Source organism: Enterobacter sp. CPE_E863, from assembly GCF_046521465.1.
GTDB classification, from domain to species: Bacteria; Pseudomonadota; Gammaproteobacteria; order Enterobacterales; family Enterobacteriaceae; genus Enterobacter; species Enterobacter adelaidei.
Genome location: NZ_JBKFZX010000001.1, coordinates 1,040,746 through 1,058,747 on the forward strand (window position 1 = coordinate 1,040,746; position 18,002 = coordinate 1,058,747).

At 51.7% G+C, this 18,002-nt stretch carries 15 protein-coding genes and 7 tRNA genes; 6 read left to right on the forward strand and 16 right to left on the reverse strand.

Going from position 1 to position 18,002, the window contains the following annotated elements; all coding sequences use genetic code 11:
- Positions 1-23 precede the first annotated feature (23 nt).
- Positions 24-1,199 carry a 3-demethoxyubiquinol 3-hydroxylase gene (gene ubiF, locus ACLHV8_RS05030; protein WP_208593837.1) on the forward strand — a complete coding sequence of 392 codons (1,176 nt, stop codon included), beginning with the start codon at positions 24-26 and terminating at the stop codon, positions 1,197-1,199.
- A gap of 108 nt (positions 1,200-1,307) precedes the next feature.
- Here the strand turns inward: ubiF and ACLHV8_RS05035 are convergent.
- The 12 genes from ACLHV8_RS05035 to nagB all read right to left on the reverse strand — a co-directional run bounded on the left by ACLHV8_RS05035 (position 1,308) and on the right by nagB (position 8,175).
- A tRNA-Gln gene (locus ACLHV8_RS05035) sits at positions 1,308-1,382 on the reverse strand.
- Positions 1,383-1,417: 35 nt separating this feature from the next.
- Positions 1,418-1,492, reverse strand: a tRNA-Gln gene (locus ACLHV8_RS05040).
- Between the two features lie 40 nt (positions 1,493-1,532).
- Positions 1,533-1,609: transfer RNA gene (locus ACLHV8_RS05045), tRNA-Met, on the reverse strand.
- Between the two features lie 17 nt (positions 1,610-1,626).
- A tRNA-Gln gene (locus ACLHV8_RS05050) sits at positions 1,627-1,701 on the reverse strand.
- 32 nt (positions 1,702-1,733) lie between these two features.
- Positions 1,734-1,808 (reverse strand) — tRNA-Gln (locus ACLHV8_RS05055).
- Between the two features lie 23 nt (positions 1,809-1,831).
- Positions 1,832-1,916, reverse strand: a tRNA-Leu gene (locus tag ACLHV8_RS05060).
- A gap of 9 nt (positions 1,917-1,925) precedes the next feature.
- Positions 1,926-2,002, reverse strand: a tRNA-Met gene (locus ACLHV8_RS05065).
- A gap of 227 nt (positions 2,003-2,229) precedes the next feature.
- Positions 2,230-3,894, reverse strand: coding sequence for an asparagine synthase B (gene asnB / locus ACLHV8_RS05070; protein WP_208593836.1), 1,665 nt, complete (start codon positions 3,892-3,894; stop codon positions 2,230-2,232).
- 249 nt (positions 3,895-4,143) lie between these two features.
- Positions 4,144-4,896: a ribonucleotide monophosphatase NagD gene (gene nagD, locus ACLHV8_RS05075; RefSeq protein ID WP_208593835.1), complete on the reverse strand. Its 753-nt coding sequence runs from the start codon at positions 4,894-4,896 to the stop codon at positions 4,144-4,146.
- 45 nt (positions 4,897-4,941) lie between these two features.
- On the reverse strand, positions 4,942-6,162 hold the full coding sequence (locus tag ACLHV8_RS05080) for an N-acetylglucosamine repressor (protein WP_021242995.1): 1,221 nt from the start codon (positions 6,160-6,162) through the stop codon (positions 4,942-4,944).
- Between the two features lie 8 nt (positions 6,163-6,170).
- Positions 6,171-7,319, reverse strand: coding sequence for an N-acetylglucosamine-6-phosphate deacetylase (gene nagA, locus ACLHV8_RS05085; protein WP_049005349.1), 1,149 nt, complete (start codon positions 7,317-7,319; stop codon positions 6,171-6,173).
- Between the two features lie 55 nt (positions 7,320-7,374).
- Positions 7,375-8,175, reverse strand: a complete 801-nt coding sequence (gene nagB, locus ACLHV8_RS05090; RefSeq protein WP_023310765.1) for a glucosamine-6-phosphate deaminase — start codon at positions 8,173-8,175, stop codon at positions 7,375-7,377.
- Positions 8,176-8,501: 326 nt separating this feature from the next.
- Here nagB and nagE point away from each other — a divergent pair, with 326 nt between their 5' ends.
- The 4 genes from nagE to chiQ all read left to right on the forward strand — a co-directional run bounded on the left by nagE (position 8,502) and on the right by chiQ (position 14,551).
- The gene (nagE, locus tag ACLHV8_RS05095) at positions 8,502-10,523 is read left to right on the forward strand and encodes an N-acetylglucosamine-specific PTS transporter subunit IIBC (protein ID WP_028021393.1); all 2,022 of its coding nucleotides are present in this window, start codon (positions 8,502-8,504) and stop codon (positions 10,521-10,523) included.
- Positions 10,524-10,692: 169 nt separating this feature from the next.
- Positions 10,693-12,360 carry a glutamine--tRNA ligase gene (gene glnS, locus ACLHV8_RS05100; protein WP_028019458.1) on the forward strand — a complete coding sequence of 556 codons (1,668 nt, stop codon included), beginning with the start codon at positions 10,693-10,695 and terminating at the stop codon, positions 12,358-12,360.
- A gap of 448 nt (positions 12,361-12,808) precedes the next feature.
- A complete protein-coding gene (chiP, locus tag ACLHV8_RS05105) occupies positions 12,809-14,206 on the forward strand; it encodes a chitoporin ChiP (protein ID WP_208593834.1) in 1,398 nt (465 codons plus the stop codon).
- Between the two features lie 15 nt (positions 14,207-14,221).
- The gene (gene chiQ / locus ACLHV8_RS05110) at positions 14,222-14,551 is read left to right on the forward strand and encodes a ChiQ/YbfN family lipoprotein (protein WP_208593847.1); all 330 of its coding nucleotides are present in this window, start codon (positions 14,222-14,224) and stop codon (positions 14,549-14,551) included.
- A 107-nt stretch (positions 14,552-14,658) separates the two neighbouring features.
- Here chiQ and fur read toward each other — a convergent pair whose 3' ends face one another.
- The 4 genes from fur to ybfF all read right to left on the reverse strand — a co-directional run bounded on the left by fur (position 14,659) and on the right by ybfF (position 17,269).
- Entirely contained in the window at positions 14,659-15,105 is a 447-nt protein-coding gene (gene fur, locus ACLHV8_RS05115) for a ferric iron uptake transcriptional regulator (protein WP_014169146.1), read from the reverse strand.
- 288 nt (positions 15,106-15,393) lie between these two features.
- Positions 15,394-15,924, reverse strand: a complete 531-nt coding sequence (gene fldA / locus ACLHV8_RS05120; protein WP_008501067.1) for a flavodoxin FldA — start codon at positions 15,922-15,924, stop codon at positions 15,394-15,396.
- 155 nt (positions 15,925-16,079) lie between these two features.
- Complete coding sequence (gene ybfE, locus ACLHV8_RS05125; protein WP_028019455.1) at positions 16,080-16,367, reverse strand: LexA regulated protein; 288 nt, start codon at positions 16,365-16,367, stop codon at positions 16,080-16,082.
- Between the two features lie 128 nt (positions 16,368-16,495).
- Positions 16,496-17,269 (reverse strand): esterase, encoded by a 774-nt coding sequence (ybfF, locus tag ACLHV8_RS05130; protein ID WP_208593833.1) that lies wholly within the window; start codon positions 17,267-17,269, stop codon positions 16,496-16,498.
- 183 nt (positions 17,270-17,452) lie between these two features.
- Between ybfF and seqA the strand changes: the two genes are divergently transcribed.
- Positions 17,453-18,001: a replication initiation negative regulator SeqA gene (gene seqA / locus ACLHV8_RS05135; protein ID WP_108090591.1), complete on the forward strand. Its 549-nt coding sequence runs from the start codon at positions 17,453-17,455 to the stop codon at positions 17,999-18,001.
- Position 18,002 lies beyond the last annotated feature (1 nt).

Consider the following 18,002-nt stretch of genomic DNA (forward strand, 5'->3'; position numbering starts at 1 on the left):
TTCTGCAATAAGGAAAATTGACCATGACACTCCAACAAACCGAAATCGCCGTTGTCGGCGGCGGTATGGTCGGCGGCGCACTGGCGCTGGGGCTGGCGCAGCAGGGATTTGAGGTGACGGTTATCGAGCAGGCTGCTCCTGCTACGTTTGACCCGACGGCAAAGCCGGATGTGCGTATTTCCGCGATCGGTGCCGCCTCAGTTGATCTACTGCGCGGGCTGGGCGTTTGGGACGCGGTGCTGACGATGCGTGCTCACCCTTACAGCCGCCTCGAAACGTGGGAGTGGGAAAATGCCCACGTCGCGTTTGATGCCGCTGAACTCAAGCTGCCCCGTCTGGGCTATATGGTGGAAAACAACGTCCTCCAGCAGGCGCTCTGGCAGGCGCTGGAGGCACACCCGAAGGTGACGCTGCGTGTCCCATCGTCACTCAAAGCCTTGCATCGTCATGACAACGGATATCGCCTGACGCTTGATAATGATGATGAATTAGCCGTGAAGCTGGTGGTGGGCGCTGATGGCGCCAACTCTCAGGTCAGAGAGATGGCGGGGATTGGGGTTCATGCCTGGCAGTATCAACAGTCTTGTATGTTGATTACTGTCCAGTGTGAGAATGCGCCAGGAGAGAGCACCTGGCAGCACTTTACGCCGAATGGTCCGCACGCGTTTTTACCGTTGTTCGATAACTGGGCATCGCTGGTGTGGTACGACAAACCGGCGCGTATTCGTCAGTTACAGGGGCTTTCGATGGCGCAACTGCAAGACGAAATTATGCGCCACTTCCCGAGCCGACTGGGATATGTGACGCCGGTTGCGGCAGGAGCATTCCCGCTGACTCGTCGACACGCGTTGCAATATGCCCGCGAAGGGCTGGCTCTGGTAGGAGATGCGGCACATACCATTCACCCGCTGGCAGGGCAGGGGGTAAACCTGGGGTATCGTGATGTTGATGCATTACTGGATGTGCTGGGTAGTGCACGCGGGCATGCGGAGGACTGGTCAAGCCATCAGGTACTTAAGCGTTACCAGACGCGGCGTATGGCGGATAACTTCATCATGCAGTCAGGGATGGATCTGTTCTATGCCGGGTTCAGCAATGACGTAGGGCCGGTGCGTATTCTGCGTAATATTGGATTGATGGCGGCTGAGCGTGCCGGAGGTCTGAAGCGTCAGGCGTTGAAATACGCCCTCGGACTCTAAACTTTATTCCCTCTCCCGGTGGGAGAGGGCCAGGGTGAGGGCATCAGGCCGCACAATACTAGCAACAAAAACAAAAAAGCCCGCAGAGCGGGCTTTTTTGTTACTAAGTGGCTGGGGTGCAGGGATTCGAACCCCGGAATGCTGGTATCAGAAACCAGAGCCTTACCGCTTGGCGACACCCCAATTGCGTTAAACAGTGTTTAACGACTTTTTTAAATTGGCTGGGGTACGAGGATTCGAACCTCGGAATGCCGGAATCAGAATCCGGTGCCTTACCGCTTGGCGATACCCCAACAATTTGTCTTGATTACCGAAAAATCGACAATCTAAATATGGTGGCTACGACGGGATTCGAACCTGTGACCCCATCATTATGAGTGATGTGCTCTAACCAACTGAGCTACGTAGCCAGTACTGCAATCTTCGATGGCTGGGGTACCTGGATTCGAACCAGGGAATGCCGGTATCAAAAACCGGTGCCTTACCGCTTGGCGATACCCCAATACCGCGGAGAACCGCAAAATCGAAGAAATATGGCTGGGGTACCTGGATTCGAACCAGGGAATGCCGGTATCAAAAACCGGTGCCTTACCGCTTGGCGATACCCCATCCGTGCAACGCTTACCTGGGAATGGTGCGGGAGGCGAGACTTGAACTCGCACACCTTGCGGCGCCAGAACCTAAATCTGGTGCGTCTACCAATTTCGCCACTCCCGCAAAAAAAGATGGTGGCTACGACGGGATTCGAACCTGTGACCCCATCATTATGAGTGATGTGCTCTAACCAACTGAGCTACGTAGCCATCTTTTTTTCGCGTTACCTTATCGGCGTTGCGGGGCGCATTATGCGTATAGACCCTTGCAGCGTCAACACCTTTTTCAACGAAAATGGCCGGAATGTGACTGTTTGGTTAGGTTGCGAACAGCGTGACCGAATATTCGGCAATTATTGGTTATTAATCAGATTTAGGTGGTGAAATGTGAGGCAAAAAAATCAGGCCCCTGAGGGGCCTGATTGCGATCTGAGCGTTTATTTGTAGGCTGACTGGTGAACGCCTACCGCGCGTCCTGATGGATCGTTCATGGATTTGAAAGATTCATCCCATTCAATCGCTTTTGCTGAAGAGCAGGCGACGGACGGGCCACCCGGCACACATTCCGCAGCACTTGGAACCGGGAACAGTTCTTCAAAAATTTCACGGTACAGATAGGCTTCTTTGGAACCTGGCGTGTTGTACGGGAAGCGGAAGCTCGCTGTTTCCAGTTGTTGGTCGGAAACCTGTTTTGCCGCCACCTCTTTCAGGGTGTCGATCCAGCTGTAACCTACACCGTCAGAGAACTGCTCTTTCTGACGCCATGCCACGCTTGCCGGCAGGTAGGATTCAAAACATTCGCGCAGGATATGTTTTTCCATTTTGCCGTTGCCGCACATCTTGTCCTGCGGGTTGATACGCATCGCGACGTCGAGGAATTTCTTATCCAGGAACGGGACACGCGCTTCCACACCCCAGGCCGACATCGCTTTGTTGGCACGCGCACAGTCAAACATATGCAGCGCCTGAAGTTTGCGCACTGTCTCTTCATGCAACTCTTTGGCATTCGGCGCTTTGTGGAAATACAGGTAGCCACCGAATACTTCGTCAGAACCTTCGCCAGACAGTACCATCTTAATGCCCATCGCTTTGATCTTACGGGACATCAGATACATAGGCGTAGAGGCGCGGATGGTCGTCACATCATAAGTTTCGATGTGATAGATAACATCGCGGATCGCATCCAGACCTTCCTGCACGGTGAAATGAATTTCGTGGTGCACGGTACCAAGATGGTTTGCCACTTCCTGTGCGGCTTTCAGATCCGGCGCGCCTTCCAGGCCCACGGCAAAGGAGTGTAACTGTGGCCACCAGGCTTCAGAGCGTTCCTGATCTTCCACGCGACGGGCGGCAAATTTCTTGGTGATCGCGGAGATCACGGAGGAATCCAGACCGCCGGAGAGCAGCACGCCGTATGGCACGTCTGACATCAGGTGGCTTTTAACGGAGTCTTCCAGCGCCTGACGCAGCTCGGCTTTGTCCGTGACGTTGTCTTTTACCGCATCATAGTCGAACCAATCGCGCTGATAATACTGACGGATCTCGCCGTCTTTGCTCCACAGGTAGCTGCCTGCAGGGAACTCTTTAATGGTGCGGCAAACCGGTACCAGGGCTTTCATTTCAGAGGCAACATAGAAGTTGCCGTGTTCATCGTGACCCATATACAGCGGGATAATGCCGATGTGGTCACGGCCGATCAGGTAGGCGTCTTTTTCGCTGTCGTACAGTGCGAAGGCAAACATGCCCTGCAGGTCGTCCAGGAACGCCGGGCCTTTCTCCTGATACAGCGCGAGGATCACTTCACAGTCAGAACCGGTCTGGAATGCGTAGCGGTCGCCGTACTCGGCACGCAGTGCCTGATGGTTGTAGATTTCACCGTTGACAGCCAGCGCGTGCGTTTTTTTCTCGTTATACAGCGGCTGAGCACCAGCGTTGACGTCTACGATCGACAGACGTTCGTGAGCCAGAATAGCTTTATCGCTGGCGTAAACGCCGGACCAGTCCGGGCCGCGATGGCGCATCAGGCGGGACAATTCGAGTGCTTTTTTACGCAGTTCGCCCGCGTCAGTTTTAATATCCAGTACGCCAAAAATAGAACACATAACCTTCTCCGTTAACCCTGTTGCATTGTGATGTTGCTTGCTTATGAAAATGCCGCAAAGGGACAGGGTGCGCAAGCGTTTTACGGGCTAAAACGGAAATAGTGCAATGGTAATTGCTGAATAGTGAAAAACGAGTATGTCATGCATGCTTTTATTGATGATTATTCAATAAAACGTGGTTTTTGTTAGATGGGCTTTTATTTGGCTGGGCTGAAAATGAAAAACCACGCCCTGAGGCGTGGTTTGGTATCAGATAATGTCAATTTCATCAACGGAGGGGTAAATCCAGCTCGGCCGGAACGGCATCGAATCAATGTCATCAAGCTGAGAGACGCCAGAGAGCACCAGAATAGTTTCAAGACCCGCCTGGAAACCGGCCAGAATATCGGTGCGGAGGTTGTCGCCGACAATGACGGTTTCTTCAGAGTGAGCCTGCATTTTGTTCAGTGCGGCACGGATGATCCACGGGCTAGGTTTCCCGACCACAAACGGCTTACGACAAGAGATTTTCTCGATACCGGCGCAGAGCGCACCACATGCCGGATAAAAGCCACGGCCGTGCGTATCCGGGTTGGTGGCGATAAAACGCGCGCCGCTGGCGACAAAGTATGCCGCTTTATGCATCATCTCCCAGTTAAAGGAGCGCGTTTCACCCACGATCACAAAGTCCGGGTTCACATCGGTGATGGTAAAACCGGCTTTGTACAGCTCATGGATCAGCGCACCTTCACCCACCACATAGGCTTTTTTCCCTTCCTGACGTTTCAGAAAATCAGCCGTTGCCATCGCCGAGGTATAAAACACGCTGTCCGGCACGTCGACACCGGCTGTGGCAAAACGGTTCGCCAGATCCTGACCGGTCTGAGAAGGGTAGTTCGTGAGAAGAACCAGAGGCATTCCTTTGTCGATGATGCGGTGAAGAAACTCCGCAGCACCCGGCACAGCAACGTTGTCGTGCATCAGCACGCCGTCGATATCACAAATTACATTCTTAATGGTCATGGACAGTCCGACATCAAAAAAAGAAGGCGTTACTATAAGGTTCGATCAACTTTCCAGCAAATGCTGCAACAGAATGCCGTTGAGCATCGCACGTTTTACCAGCGCGAATGCGCCAATCGCTGAACGATGGTCAAGCTTTGAACGAACAACCGGGAGATTCTGGCGGAATGCTTTCAGCGCCTGGGTATTAATACAGCCTTCAATGGCGGGCAGCAGTACCTTTTCCGCCTCAACAATTTCACCGGCGATCACCACTTTTTGCGGGTTAAACAGGTTAATCGCGATAGCAATGGTTTTACCCAGGTGGCGTCCAACCTGCTCGATCACCTCACAGGCCAGCGCGTCGCCTTTATTGGCGGCTTTACAGATAGTTCCTATCTTGCAATCGTCCAGCGTGACGCGGCTTTGATAACCCTGTTCAAGCAAATGGCGAACACGCTGCTCAATGGCCGTGTTGGCGGCAATGGTCTCAAGACAACCAAAGTTTCCGCAGTGGCAACGTTCGCCAAGCGGCTCGACCTGAATATGGCCGATCTCACCGACATTACCGTTGCGACCAATAAAAATACGCCCATTAGAGATAATGCCTGCACCTGTACCGCGGTGAACGCGCACCAGAATAGAGTCTTCGCAGTCCTGACTGGCACCAAAATAGTGCTCCGCCAGCGCCAGAGAGCGAATGTCATGGCCTACAAAACAGGTCACTTTAAAGCGCTTTTCCAGCGCATCGACCAGCCCCCAGTTTTCAACCTGGATGTGCGGCATATAGCGGATCACGCCGCTTTCCGGGTCGACCAGACCAGGCAGAATCACGGAGATGGCGATGAGTTCACGGATTTTACGCTGACAGCTTTCAATAAACTGCGCGATGGTATTCAGCAGCGCGTGTTCCAGGGTCTCCTGAGTGCGTTCAGGAAGGGGGTAGTGCTCTTCCGCAATGGCTTTGCTGCTCAGATCGTAGAGCGTAAGCGTGGTGTCATGACGGCCAAGGCGGACGCCAATGGCCTGAAAATTACGGGTTTCGGTAATAATAGAGATAGCGCGGCGGCCTCCGGTGGAGGCCTGTTGATCGACTTCTTTGATCAAACCGCGCTCGATGAGCTGGCGGGTAATTTTTGTCACGCTGGCGGGAGCAAGCTGGCTTTGTTCGGCTATCTGAATTCGCGAGATAGGCCCGTGCTGGTCAATCAGACGATAAACCGCCGCACTGTTAAGTTGTTTAACGAGATCGACATTACCTATTTGAGCTTGTCCGCCTGGTGTCATACTTTTACTTACTCAGTGACGACCTCGTTACCATTAACGATGGTCTTAATAATTTTATAATCGTGTGTGAATGCCGTCAGGTTTGCAACCATACCTGGTGCAATTCCGCCAAGCTGTTTATCGACGCCCATTGCGCGCGCCGGATAAAGCGTCGCCATACGCAGCACTTCATCGAGGGCAATACCGCAATGCTCAACCAGGTTGCGTACCCCTTCAATCATGGTCAGGGCAGAACCACTCAGCGTGCCGTTCTCATCCACACACAGTCCATTGCGGTAGTATATTGTTTTACCGGCAAAAATGAACTGCTCAATATTTGCACCTGCTGGCGCGGTGGCATCGGTGACCAGACAAAGCTTGTCACCTTTCAGCCGCTTGGCATTACGAATGTTGGTGTAATCGACATGTAAGCCGTCAGCAATAATACCGCAGTAGACGTCTGGCTCATCCAGAATCGCTCCGACCAGACCCGGTTCACGACCGGTTATATACGGCATTGCGTTGTAGAGGTGCGTGGCGAAGGTAATGCCTGCGCGGAAACCCGCTTTGGCTTCTTTCAGCGTCGCGTTTGAATGACCCGCTGAAACGATAATCCCTGCGGCAGCCAGTTTGCTGATGACATCCGTACCTGTCATTTCAGGCGCCAGCGTCACTTTGGTGATCACATCGGCGTTAGCACACATGTAGTCAACCAGCTCCGCATCAGGTTTACGCACGTAATTCGGGTTATGCGTCCCTTTTTTGACCATATTCAGCCATGGCCCTTCAAGGTGCAGACCCAGCGCCTGATTCGGGTGTTTTGCCAGGTATTCACGCATCACGCGGATGCCCTGTTTCATAAGGTCATCACTGCTGGTGATGAGCGTTGGCAGATAGCTGGTGCAGCCCGATTTCTCGTTGGCTTTTTGCATGATCTCCAGCGTTTCTACCGTCACCGCATCCGCAGTGTCATTGAATTGCACACCGCCACAGCCGTTGAGCTGTACGTCGATGAAACCGGGGGAGATTACTGCTCCATTGAGTGAGCGCTGTTCAATCTCCGGCGGCAGTTCTGCCAGCGGGCAAACACGTTCAATCAGGCCATTAGCGATAACAATCGCATGGTCATCCAGAATATCATGGCCGGTATAAATCCGACCGTGGGTTAAAGCGTACATAACGACCCCCGGTTAAAAAAAGCGGCCGCCTCTTGATGAAGAGGCGGTTATTCAATTACAGACCTTTGATGTTCTCTGCTTCTAATTCGTTGAAGTATTTCAGCGTTTTCACTTTCAGCTCCATCGTGGACGGTTCGTCACAAACGATGACTGATTTCGGATGCAGCTGCAGGCAGCTGATGGTCCACATGTGGTTAACGTTGCCTTCAACGGCAGCCTGGAGCGCCTGCGCTTTCACGCCGCCCAGGACCAGAATCATCACTTCTTCGGCATCCAAAAGGGTGCCTACACCTACGGTCAGGGCGTATTTTGGAACCTGGTTAACGTCACCGTCAAAGAAGCGGGAGTTTGCCACGCGTGTGTCATGGGTCAGCGTTTTAATACGGGTACGGGAAGCCAGAGAAGACGCCGGTTCGTTAAACGCGATATGACCATCATTACCTACACCACCCATAAACAGGTGGATTTTACCGTAGGAACGGATTTTTTCTTCATACTGACGACATTCTGCGTCAATATCAGGCGCGTTTCCATTCAGCAGGTTAATATTTTCAGATGGAATATCAACGTGATCAAAGAAGTTGCGGTGCATAAAGCTATGGTAGCTTTCCGGGTGATCCTTCGGTAAGCCAACATATTCGTCCATATTGAAGGTCACAACATGTTTAAAGCTAACCTGGCCTGCTTTATGCATCTCAACCAGTGCCTTATACGCGGTTAGGGGTGTGCCGCCTGTTGGAAGACCAAGAACGAAAGGACGATCGGCAGTAGGTTTAAATGCGTTAATACGGTTAACGATATGGCGAGCGGCCCATTTACCAACTTGTTCAGCAGTTGCCAGGGGAATCAGTCTCATTGTTCACCTCAAGAGTTAAAGTAGAAGAGTGGGCGGATGGCTATCGGAACCTGAATTAAGCGTAACCTGGAATCTTTCAGGCCGGATCAATCCGTCTTGATTTTTTGAATGATAAAATAAGTTTTCGCAGTTAGCCAGCATAAGGGAGGGTTAATAACGATATTTGGTGACAAAAATCACAAAAAATACGTGTTTAATTTGCGATACGAATTAATTTTTCACACACTCACAATGCCAGTGAATCATCAACTGTATTTATAGTTCGTGACACAATAAAAAACAGAGCTGAGAACATGCCTTAAACGGGGTCTCATAGGGGGAAGAAAGTGAGTATTCTAGGTTATTTACAAAAGGTTGGTCGCGCACTTATGGTGCCGGTCGCCACGCTGCCAGCCGCAGCGATATTAATGGGTGTCGGTTACTGGATTGACCCGGTAAGTTGGGGCGGCGATAACGCTCTGGCGGCACTGTTTATTAAATCGGGCTCCGCCATTATCGATCACATGTCAGTCCTGTTCGCGATTGGTGTGGCTTATGGTATGTCCAAAGATAAAGACGGCGCAGCGGCGCTGACCGGCTTTGTCGGTTTCCTGGTATTAACTACCCTCTGCTCCCCAGCAGCGGTGTCTATGATTCAAAAAATCCCAGCGGATCAAGTTCCTGCCGCATTCGGGAAAATTGAAAACCAGTTCGTTGGTATCCTCGTCGGTATCATCTCTGCTGAACTGTACAACCGCTTCAGCGGCGTAGAGCTGCCAAAAGCGCTGTCCTTCTTCAGCGGTCGTCGTCTGGTGCCTATTCTGACTTCCTTCCTGATGATCGTTGTTGCATTCATCATGATGTACATCTGGCCGGTTATCTTTGACGGTCTGGTGAACTTCGGTGAGCACATTCAGAAGCTGGGTTCCGTCGGTGCGGGCGTATACGCGTTCTTCAACCGTCTGTTGATCCCGGTCGGTTTGCACCACGCGCTGAACTCCGTATTCTGGTTCGATGTTGCCGGTATTAACGATATTCCTAACTTCCTGGGTGGCGCACAGTCCATCGAAGCAGGTAAAGCGGTTGTCGGTATCACTGGTCGTTACCAGGCGGGCTTCTTCCCAATCATGATGTTCGGCCTGCCAGGTGCAGCGCTGGCTATCTACCACTGCGCACGTCCAGAGAACAAAGCGAAAGTCCTGGGTATCATGATGGCGGGTGCATTTGCAGCCTTCTTCACCGGTATCACTGAACCGCTGGAATTCTCCTTCATGTTCGTGGCTCCTGTGCTGTATGTGATCCACGCTGTGCTGACCGGTATCTCTGTGTTCATCGCCGCAAGTATGCAGTGGATTGCCGGTTTCGGCTTCAGTGCGGGTCTGGTGGATATGGTGCTTTCTTCCCGTAACCCGCTGGCAACCCACTGGTGGATGCTGATCCCACAGGGTCTGGTGTTCTTTGCTATCTACTACGTGGTGTTCCGTTTCACTATCACCAAATTCAACCTGATGACCCCAGGTCGTGAACTGGCTGTTGCCGGTAGCGAAGCGGATGGTCAGGACGTGAATGTGAGCGCGGACAAAGACCAGGATGTTGCAGGTCTGGCGCGTCAGTACATCGCCGCTGTCGGCGGTTCTGACAACCTGACCGGTATCGACGCATGTATCACCCGTCTGCGTCTGAACGTAAAAGACTCTTCTCTGGTGAACGAAGCGCTGGCTAAACGCCTGGGTGCATCCGGTGTTATCCGTCTGAACAAAACCAGCGTGCAGATTATCGTTGGGTTCGTGGCAGAAAAAATTGCCAATGCCATGAAAACGACAGGTCCGGTAGCCGCAGCGGAAACGTCTGCAGCTCCAGCCGCTGCGCCAGCTGCCGCAAAACCGCAGGCAGTACCAAATGCTAAAACGATTGCCGCACTGGTTTCCCCAGTGACGGGTGAAGTCGTTGCCATTGAGCAGGTGCCTGACGAAGCCTTCGCCAGCAAAGCGGTCGGTGACGGTGTCGCGGTAAAACCAACGGAAAAAACCGTGGTGTCACCAGCAGCCGGTACCATCGTAAAAATCTTCAATACCAACCATGCGTTCTGCCTCGAAACCGAGAATGGTGCTGAGATCGTTGTCCACATGGGTATTGATACCGTTGCGCTGAACGGCCAGGGCTTTACTCGCCTGGTGGAAGAGGGTGCTGAAGTGGTCGCAGGGCAGCCAATCCTGGAAATGGATCTGGACTTCCTGAACGCCAACGCGCGCTCAATGATTAGTCCGGTCGTTTGCAGCAACATTGATGACTTTAGTGGCCTGGTCATTCAGGCGAAAGGTCAAGTGGTTGCGGGTCAAACGCCACTGTATGAGATTAAAGGCAAGTAATCGCTCCTGAGTAGAGTCATGCCTTAAGCGGCGGGGGATATCCCTCGCCGCTTTTTTTTGCAGCAAATGCCCCCATTATTTTCTTCAGAGCCGTTTTAAGGGTTGTCACTACGTCCGGCTTATAAGATCATATGCCGTTATACGTTGTTTACGCTTTGAGGAATCCACGATGAGTGAGGCAGAAGCCCGCCCGAGTAACTTTATTCGTCAGATCATCGATGAAGATCTGGCCAGTGGTAAGCACACCACAATTCATACGCGTTTCCCGCCGGAGCCGAATGGTTACCTGCATATTGGTCACGCGAAATCTATCTGCCTGAACTTTGGCATTGCCCAGGACTACCAGGGGCAGTGCAACCTGCGTTTCGATGACACCAACCCAGTAAAAGAAGACATCGAATACGTTGAGTCCATCAAGAACGACGTGCAATGGCTGGGCTTTAACTGGTCTGGCGACATCTGCTACTCCTCTGACTATTTTGATCAGCTGTATGCCTATGCGGTAGAGCTGATTAACAAAGGTCTGGCGTACGTCGACGAGCTGTCTGCCGATGAGATCCGTGAATACCGCGGCTCGCTGACCGCGCCTGGTAAAAACAGCCCGTACCGCGATCGCAGCGTGGAAGAGAACCTGGCGCTGTTTGAAAAAATGCGTGCCGGTGGCTTCGAAGAAGGCAAAGCCTGTCTGCGTGCCAAAATTGACATGGCATCTCCGTTCATCGTGATGCGTGACCCGGTGCTGTACCGCATTAAGTTTGCGGAACACCACCAGACGGGTAACAAGTGGTGCATCTACCCGATGTACGACTTCACCCACTGCATCAGCGATGCGCTGGAAGGCATTACTCACTCTCTGTGTACGCTGGAGTTCCAGGACAACCGTCGTCTGTACGACTGGGTACTGGATAACATCACTATCCCTGTGCATCCACGTCAGTACGAGTTCTCTCGTCTGAATCTGGAATACACCGTGATGTCCAAGCGTAAGCTGAACCTGCTGGTGACCGACAAGCACGTTGAAGGCTGGGACGATCCGCGTATGCCGACTATCTCTGGTCTGCGTCGTCGTGGTTACACCGCCGCTTCTATTCGTGAGTTCTGCAAACGCATCGGTGTGACTAAGCAGGATAACACCATTGAAATGGCGTCTCTGGAATCCTGCATTCGTGAAGATCTCAACGAAAACGCACCGCGCGCAATGGCAGTCATCGATCCAGTGAAACTGGTTATCGAAAACTACCCGCAGGGTGAAAGCGAGCTGGTGTCCATGCCTAACCATCCGAATAAACCGGAAATGGGTAGCCGCGACGTACCGTTCAGCGCTGAAATCTGGATCGATCGTGCTGACTTCCGCGAAGAAGCGAACAAGCAGTACAAGCGTCTGGTATTGGGTAAAGAGGTGCGTCTGCGTAATGCTTACGTCATCAAGGCTGAGCGCGTAGAGAAAGATGCTGAAGGCAATATCACCACCATCTTCTGTTCTTATGATGCTGAAACCCTGAGCAAAGATCCGGCTGATGGCCGTAAAGTGAAAGGCGTTATCCATTGGGTAAGTGCTGCACACGCGCTGCCTGTTGAAATTCGCCTGTACGATCGTCTGTTCAGTGTCCCTAACCCTGGTGCTGCCGAAGACTTCCTGGCGACGATCAACCCGGAATCTCTGGTAATTAAACAGGGTTATGCCGAGCCGTCTTTAAAAGCGGCCGAAGCGGGTAAAGCGTTCCAGTTCGAACGCGAAGGTTACTTCTGCCTGGATAGCCGTTACAGCACGGCGGAAAAACCGGTGTTTAACCGTACCGTTGGTCTGCGTGACACCTGGGCTAAGATCGGCGAATAATATTGCCATTCTGGTCAATGAGAGACAAACGCCGCGATAAGCGGCGTTTTTTTATTTAACGATCAGACTATTAAGGCACAGCACAAATAAGATGTTCGTGAAATTGAGGTCAATGAGGTGCTACTTATTTTACTCAAAAAAAGTTTCAATATTTACTAATAACCTTAAGGACAAAAAATACGCAGAATAAACGGTCGGTACTCCCTCAAAATACGCGTTATTCCCTGTAAATCCTCGCATTGGCACAGATGTTACAAATCACTACCAATTATGTGCACTTCGTCATAATCCTGACTTTTGCTCGCTGAAAAGCATTGATAATTCGCGTCGCGAAAAATAACCTAAAGGCGGTAGTTAATTCGAGGGTATTTCTAACTACCCCTGACCATTAGGTCTTTTATATTTTTCGCCGTTTAAGGCGTTTTAATTCGTCAAAGAGGAATAATCTATGCGTACGTTCAGTGGCAAACGTAGTGCGCTGGCGCTGGCTATTGCCGGTGTGACAGCAATGTCGGGCCTGGTGATTGCACCAGAGGCGAAGGCAGCAGGTTTTATTGATGATTCAACCCTCACGGGGGGGATTTACTACTGGCAGCGTGAACGTGACCGTAAAGACGTCACTGAAGACAAATACAAAACCAACCTTTCTCACTCCACCTGGAACGCCAATCTGGATTTCCAGTCTGGTTATGCTGCCGATATGTTCGGTCTGGATATTGCGGCATTCACGGCAATTGAAATGGCGGAAAACGGCGACAGCGCCCACCCGAACGAAATCGCATTCTCCTCCAGTAATAAAGCCTATAAAGAAGACTGGTCCGGAGATAAAAGCGGTATCAGCCTGTACAAGGCAGCAGCGAAATTCAAATACGGTCCGGTATGGGCGCGCGGCGGTTATATTCAGCCAACCGGTCAGACTCTGTTAGCACCACACTGGAGCTTTATGCCGGGTACTTACCAGGGCGCGGAAGCGGGTGCCAACTTTGATTACGGTGATGCAGGTGCGTTGAGCTTCTCCTATATGTGGACCAACGAGTACAAAGCACCATGGCACATTGAAATGGACAAGTTCTACCAGAACGATAAGAAAACCAAAGTAGATTATCTCCATTCACTGGGTGCTAAATACGACTTTAAAAACGACCTGGTACTTGAGGCGGCATTTGGCCAGGCTCAAGGTTACGTCGATCAGTACTTTGCCAAGGCCAGCTATAAATTTGATATCGCGGGCAGTCCGTTGAGCACCAGCTACCAGTTCTACGGTACGCGCGACAAAGTCAGTAATGGTGGCGTCAACGATATCTATGACGGCACCGCGTGGTTGCAGGCTCTCACCTTCGGCTACAAAGTCGGACAGGTTGATTTGCGTCTGGAAGGCACATGGGTGAAGGCGGAAGGGCAGCAGGGGTACTTCCTGCAGCGTATGACCCCAACCTATGCATCGTCTAACGGTCGTCTTGATATCTGGTGGGATAACCGCTCTGACTTCAACGCCGACGGCGAAAAAGCGGTGTTCTTCGGCGCGATGTATGACCTGAAAAACTGGAACCTGCCTGGCTGGGCGGTGGGTGCATCTTACGCTTATGCCTGGGATGCAAAACCTGCAGATATGGCTACACCGGACGCTTACTACGATCCAAACTATCGCCTGAAAGAGTCTTCTTACAGCCTGGATGCTATCTACACCCTGCAGGACGGCCGCGCGAAAGGCACGATGTTCAAACTGCACTTCACCCAGTATGACAACCACTCCGACATTCCGAGCTACGCAGGCGGTTACGGCAACATCTTCCAGGATGAGCGTGACGTGAAATTCATGGTTATCGCTCCATTCACTATCTTCTAATGGAGACAGAACATGATGAAAAACATCGTAATCGTCGCGTTGCTGGCTGCGGGGCTGGCGGGGTGTGCGCAGGAGCTGGCACCGAAAGAGGACTCGCGTCTTAAAGAGGCGTATAGCGCCTGCATTAACACAGCGGAAGGTTCACCGGAGAAGATCGAAGCCTGTCAGAGCGTGCTGAATGTGCTGAAGAAAGAGAAGGCACATGAGCAGTTCGCCACACAGGAAAACGTTCGCGTGATGGATTACCAGGCCTGTATTCAGGCACGTAAAACCGGAAACGATCAGGAAGTGGCGAAGCGTTGCGACCAGATCTGGAAAGAGATTCGCAGTAACAACAGCAAATAATTCTCTGTCATCATGCCCGGTAGCACAGCGCTACCGGGCTTTTTTGCGTCAAATAACAGGCAAAAAAAAGCCAACCTCGCGGCTGGCTCAGAGTATGAAAGCTTGAGTTATTTAGCGTCGTGCGCGTGATCGTCTTCGCGGCAATCACCTTCAGCACAGTGACCATACAGGTACAGGCTGTGGTTGGTCAGGCGGATGCCATGACGAGCCGCGATTTCACGCTGGCGCGCTTCGATGGAGTCATCGCTAAATTCAATGACCTTGCCACAGTCGAGGCAGATCAGGTGATCGTGGTGCTGTTGCTGGGTCAGTTCGAATACAGATTTACCGCCTTCGAAATTATGACGGGTAACAATGCCCGCGTCATCAAACTGGTTCAGCACGCGATAGACGGTAGCGAGCCCAATTTCTTCGCCCATGTCAATAAGACGTTTATAAAGGTCTTCCGCACTGACATGGTGATTGTCTGGACCCTGAAGCACTTCAAGGATTTTTAACCGAGGAAGCGTAACTTTCAGGCCAGCCTTCTTTAATGCGGTATTGTTGTCAGTCATGCGGAATCTGTCCTGTTGCTAAACGATTCACTTCTGTAGGAAGTGACAGAAAATGCACCTTGGATAATGCGTCTCATTATAGAACTGCCATGTCTAAATGAAAACAGCAAGTCTCAGGCAAAATATGCTTATAAAAATGGGGTATCACCAACAAACTTGCTCAATGGAAACCACATTTTTCAGGGAGACATTGTACAGGTCTGGGCGAAAAAGTTAAAAGATTGTAGCAATTAATTTAATCGGTTTGACCTGGGGCGTGGCGCAACCGCAGTTGCGCCACGATAAAAATCAGGCGTTCAGAATATCATCCAGGTGCAGTTCTTCACGGATCTGCTTAACCCACTTCTCAACACGCTCTGCGGTCAGTTCAGGCTGGCGGTCTTCGTCGATGGCCAGACCCACGAAGTGATCGTCATCAGCCAGGCCTTTAGAGGCTTCGAAGTGGTAACCCGCCGTTGGCCAGTGGCCTACGATAACCGCGCCATTTGGCTCAATGATGTCGCGGATGGTACCCAGCGCATCACAGAAATATTCTGCGTAGTCTTCCTGATCGCCACAGCCAAAAAGGGCAACCAGCTTGCCGTTGAAATCAACTTCTTCCAGCGTCGGGAAGAAATCATCCCAGTCACACTGGGCTTCACCGTAGTACCAGGTTGGAATACCTAGCAGCAGAATGTCATAGCCTTCGAGATCTTCTTTGCTGCTCTTGGCGATGTCATGCACATCAGCAACGTCTTTACCGAGCTGTTTTTGAATGTTTTTTGCGATATTTTCGGTATTGCCGGTATCACTGCCGAAGAAAATGCCGATGATTGCCATGAGTAAAATAACCTCTTGAAACTTAATAGTATGGTGGCGCAATTCGGCCACGGATAAGGGCAATAATAGCAGAACTGGCAACCCTGCGGAAACAGCTATCGCGCAGGACTGCACTCTGTGCTACATGAAAAGGGCGATAAAGGGGATTTTCAGACTTATGCCTGGCTGCGTAACGTCTCAAGCTGGACGAGCAACATCTCTTCAATGAGTTCGCTGCGGCTAATATTTCGCGCGTCAGCCAGCTCGTTAAGCGCATCGACGGCGTCGGCGTTGAGCTTCAGTTCGACACGCTTAAGCCCACGATTTTTATCGCGTTTAAGCTGATTGCGTTTATTGATACGCAGCTGTTCATCGCGCGAAAGCGGATTCGTTTTCGGTCGTCCCGGGCGACGCTCATTCGCGAACAGATCTAGTGTCGTACGGTCCGTTTGTTCTTTGGCCATGATTCTGAGACTTCGGGGGAAACACGCCGCCCTGCTAATGCCCGGGCGATAAGCGCGCCATCATACATCACCAAAAACGGCACGCCAACGACTGGAAGCCTGCAGCCTTCCAGTCGCTCTCTTTTTAATCAATTTGCAGTATCAGCAAGATAGCGGTGAATGGCGCGCAATACGGCGTCAGGTTTTTCCGCGTGAACCCAGTGTCCGGCCCCGGCGATAACATGAGCACGAGCCTGCGGGAATTGCGCCAGCAATGCGTCGCGGTACGCGTCGGTGACGTAAGGCGAGTTGACGCCACGAATAAAGAGGGTAGGGTGTGGCCAGGCAGGTACCGTTTCCCAGCCTACGATATTGTTGTACTGCTCCCAGAGCACCGGCACGTTAAAACGCCATTGTCCGTCAACGAATGACTTCAGCAGGAACTGCACGACACCTTCTTCATCAAGATGCTCACGCATGACGGCAGCCGCTTGTTGACGAGTCGTGGCTCTTGCCTTTGTTACCGCGTTGATCGCCGCGAAAATTTCGTCATGGCGTCGAACGTCGTAATCCACCGGAGCAACATCGATTACCACCAGACCCTGAATTCTCTCAGGTGCCAGCGCCGTCAGGGCCATTACCGCTTTGCCGCCCATTGAATGCCCGATGAGGGTGACCTTTTGCAGGTTGTTGGCATCCAGCGTATCCAGCAGATCCTGCGCCATTGCCGCGTAGGTCATCTCTTCTGAGCGCCCTGAAAGACCGTGATTGCGCATGTCGACTTGCAAAATGTCGTGATCGATAACCAGATCGCGCGCCAGCACGCCCAGGTTATCCAGGCTGCCAAAAAGTCCGTGAACCAGTACGATGGGAGAATTATTGTTCGTCGATTGTGCAGTTTGCGCTCGGGTATTCAATTTCATGGCAAAGTTCTTTTTTTACGTATGTCAGGTTAGGGTATCATGTTGACCATTCTGCCGCCCGGCTGCAAGGTTCCAGTTTAATCTGACTTTTGCCGCCAACCTGGTTTGACGCTATCCGCTGTTGGGATTTGACCTTATAATCCCAATGACTTGTATTCAGATAAGATATCGCACTGGATTAAGATGAAAACAATCGAAGTTGATGACGAACTCTATCAGTATATTGCCAGCCAGACGCGGCATATCGGGGAGAGTGCGTCCGACATTTTACGGCGCATGCTTAAAATTTCCGCCGCTTCACAGCCTGTCACCCCAGTTACCAAAGATGTCGTGTCTCAGCAGAGCGTTGTTGCACAAGCAAAACCTGCCGTGACACCGGCAAAAGATAAAGTACGGGCGATGCGCGAGCTGCTGCTGTCCGATGAATATGCGGAGCAAAAAAAGGCGGTTAACCGCTTTATGCTGGTGCTGTCTACACTCTACTCACTGGATAACAAAGCGTTTGCTGAAGCGACCGAGTCGCTGCACGGTCGTACTCGCGTCTATTTCGCGGGTGACGAGCAAACGCTGCTGCAAAATGGCAATCAAACCAAACCCAAACATGTCCCTGGCACTCCGTACTGGGTGATCACCAATACCAATACGGGCCGCAAGTGCAGCATGATTGAACACATCATGCAGTCTATGCAGTTCCCGGCGGAATTGATTGAAAAGGTTTGCGGTACAATTTAAC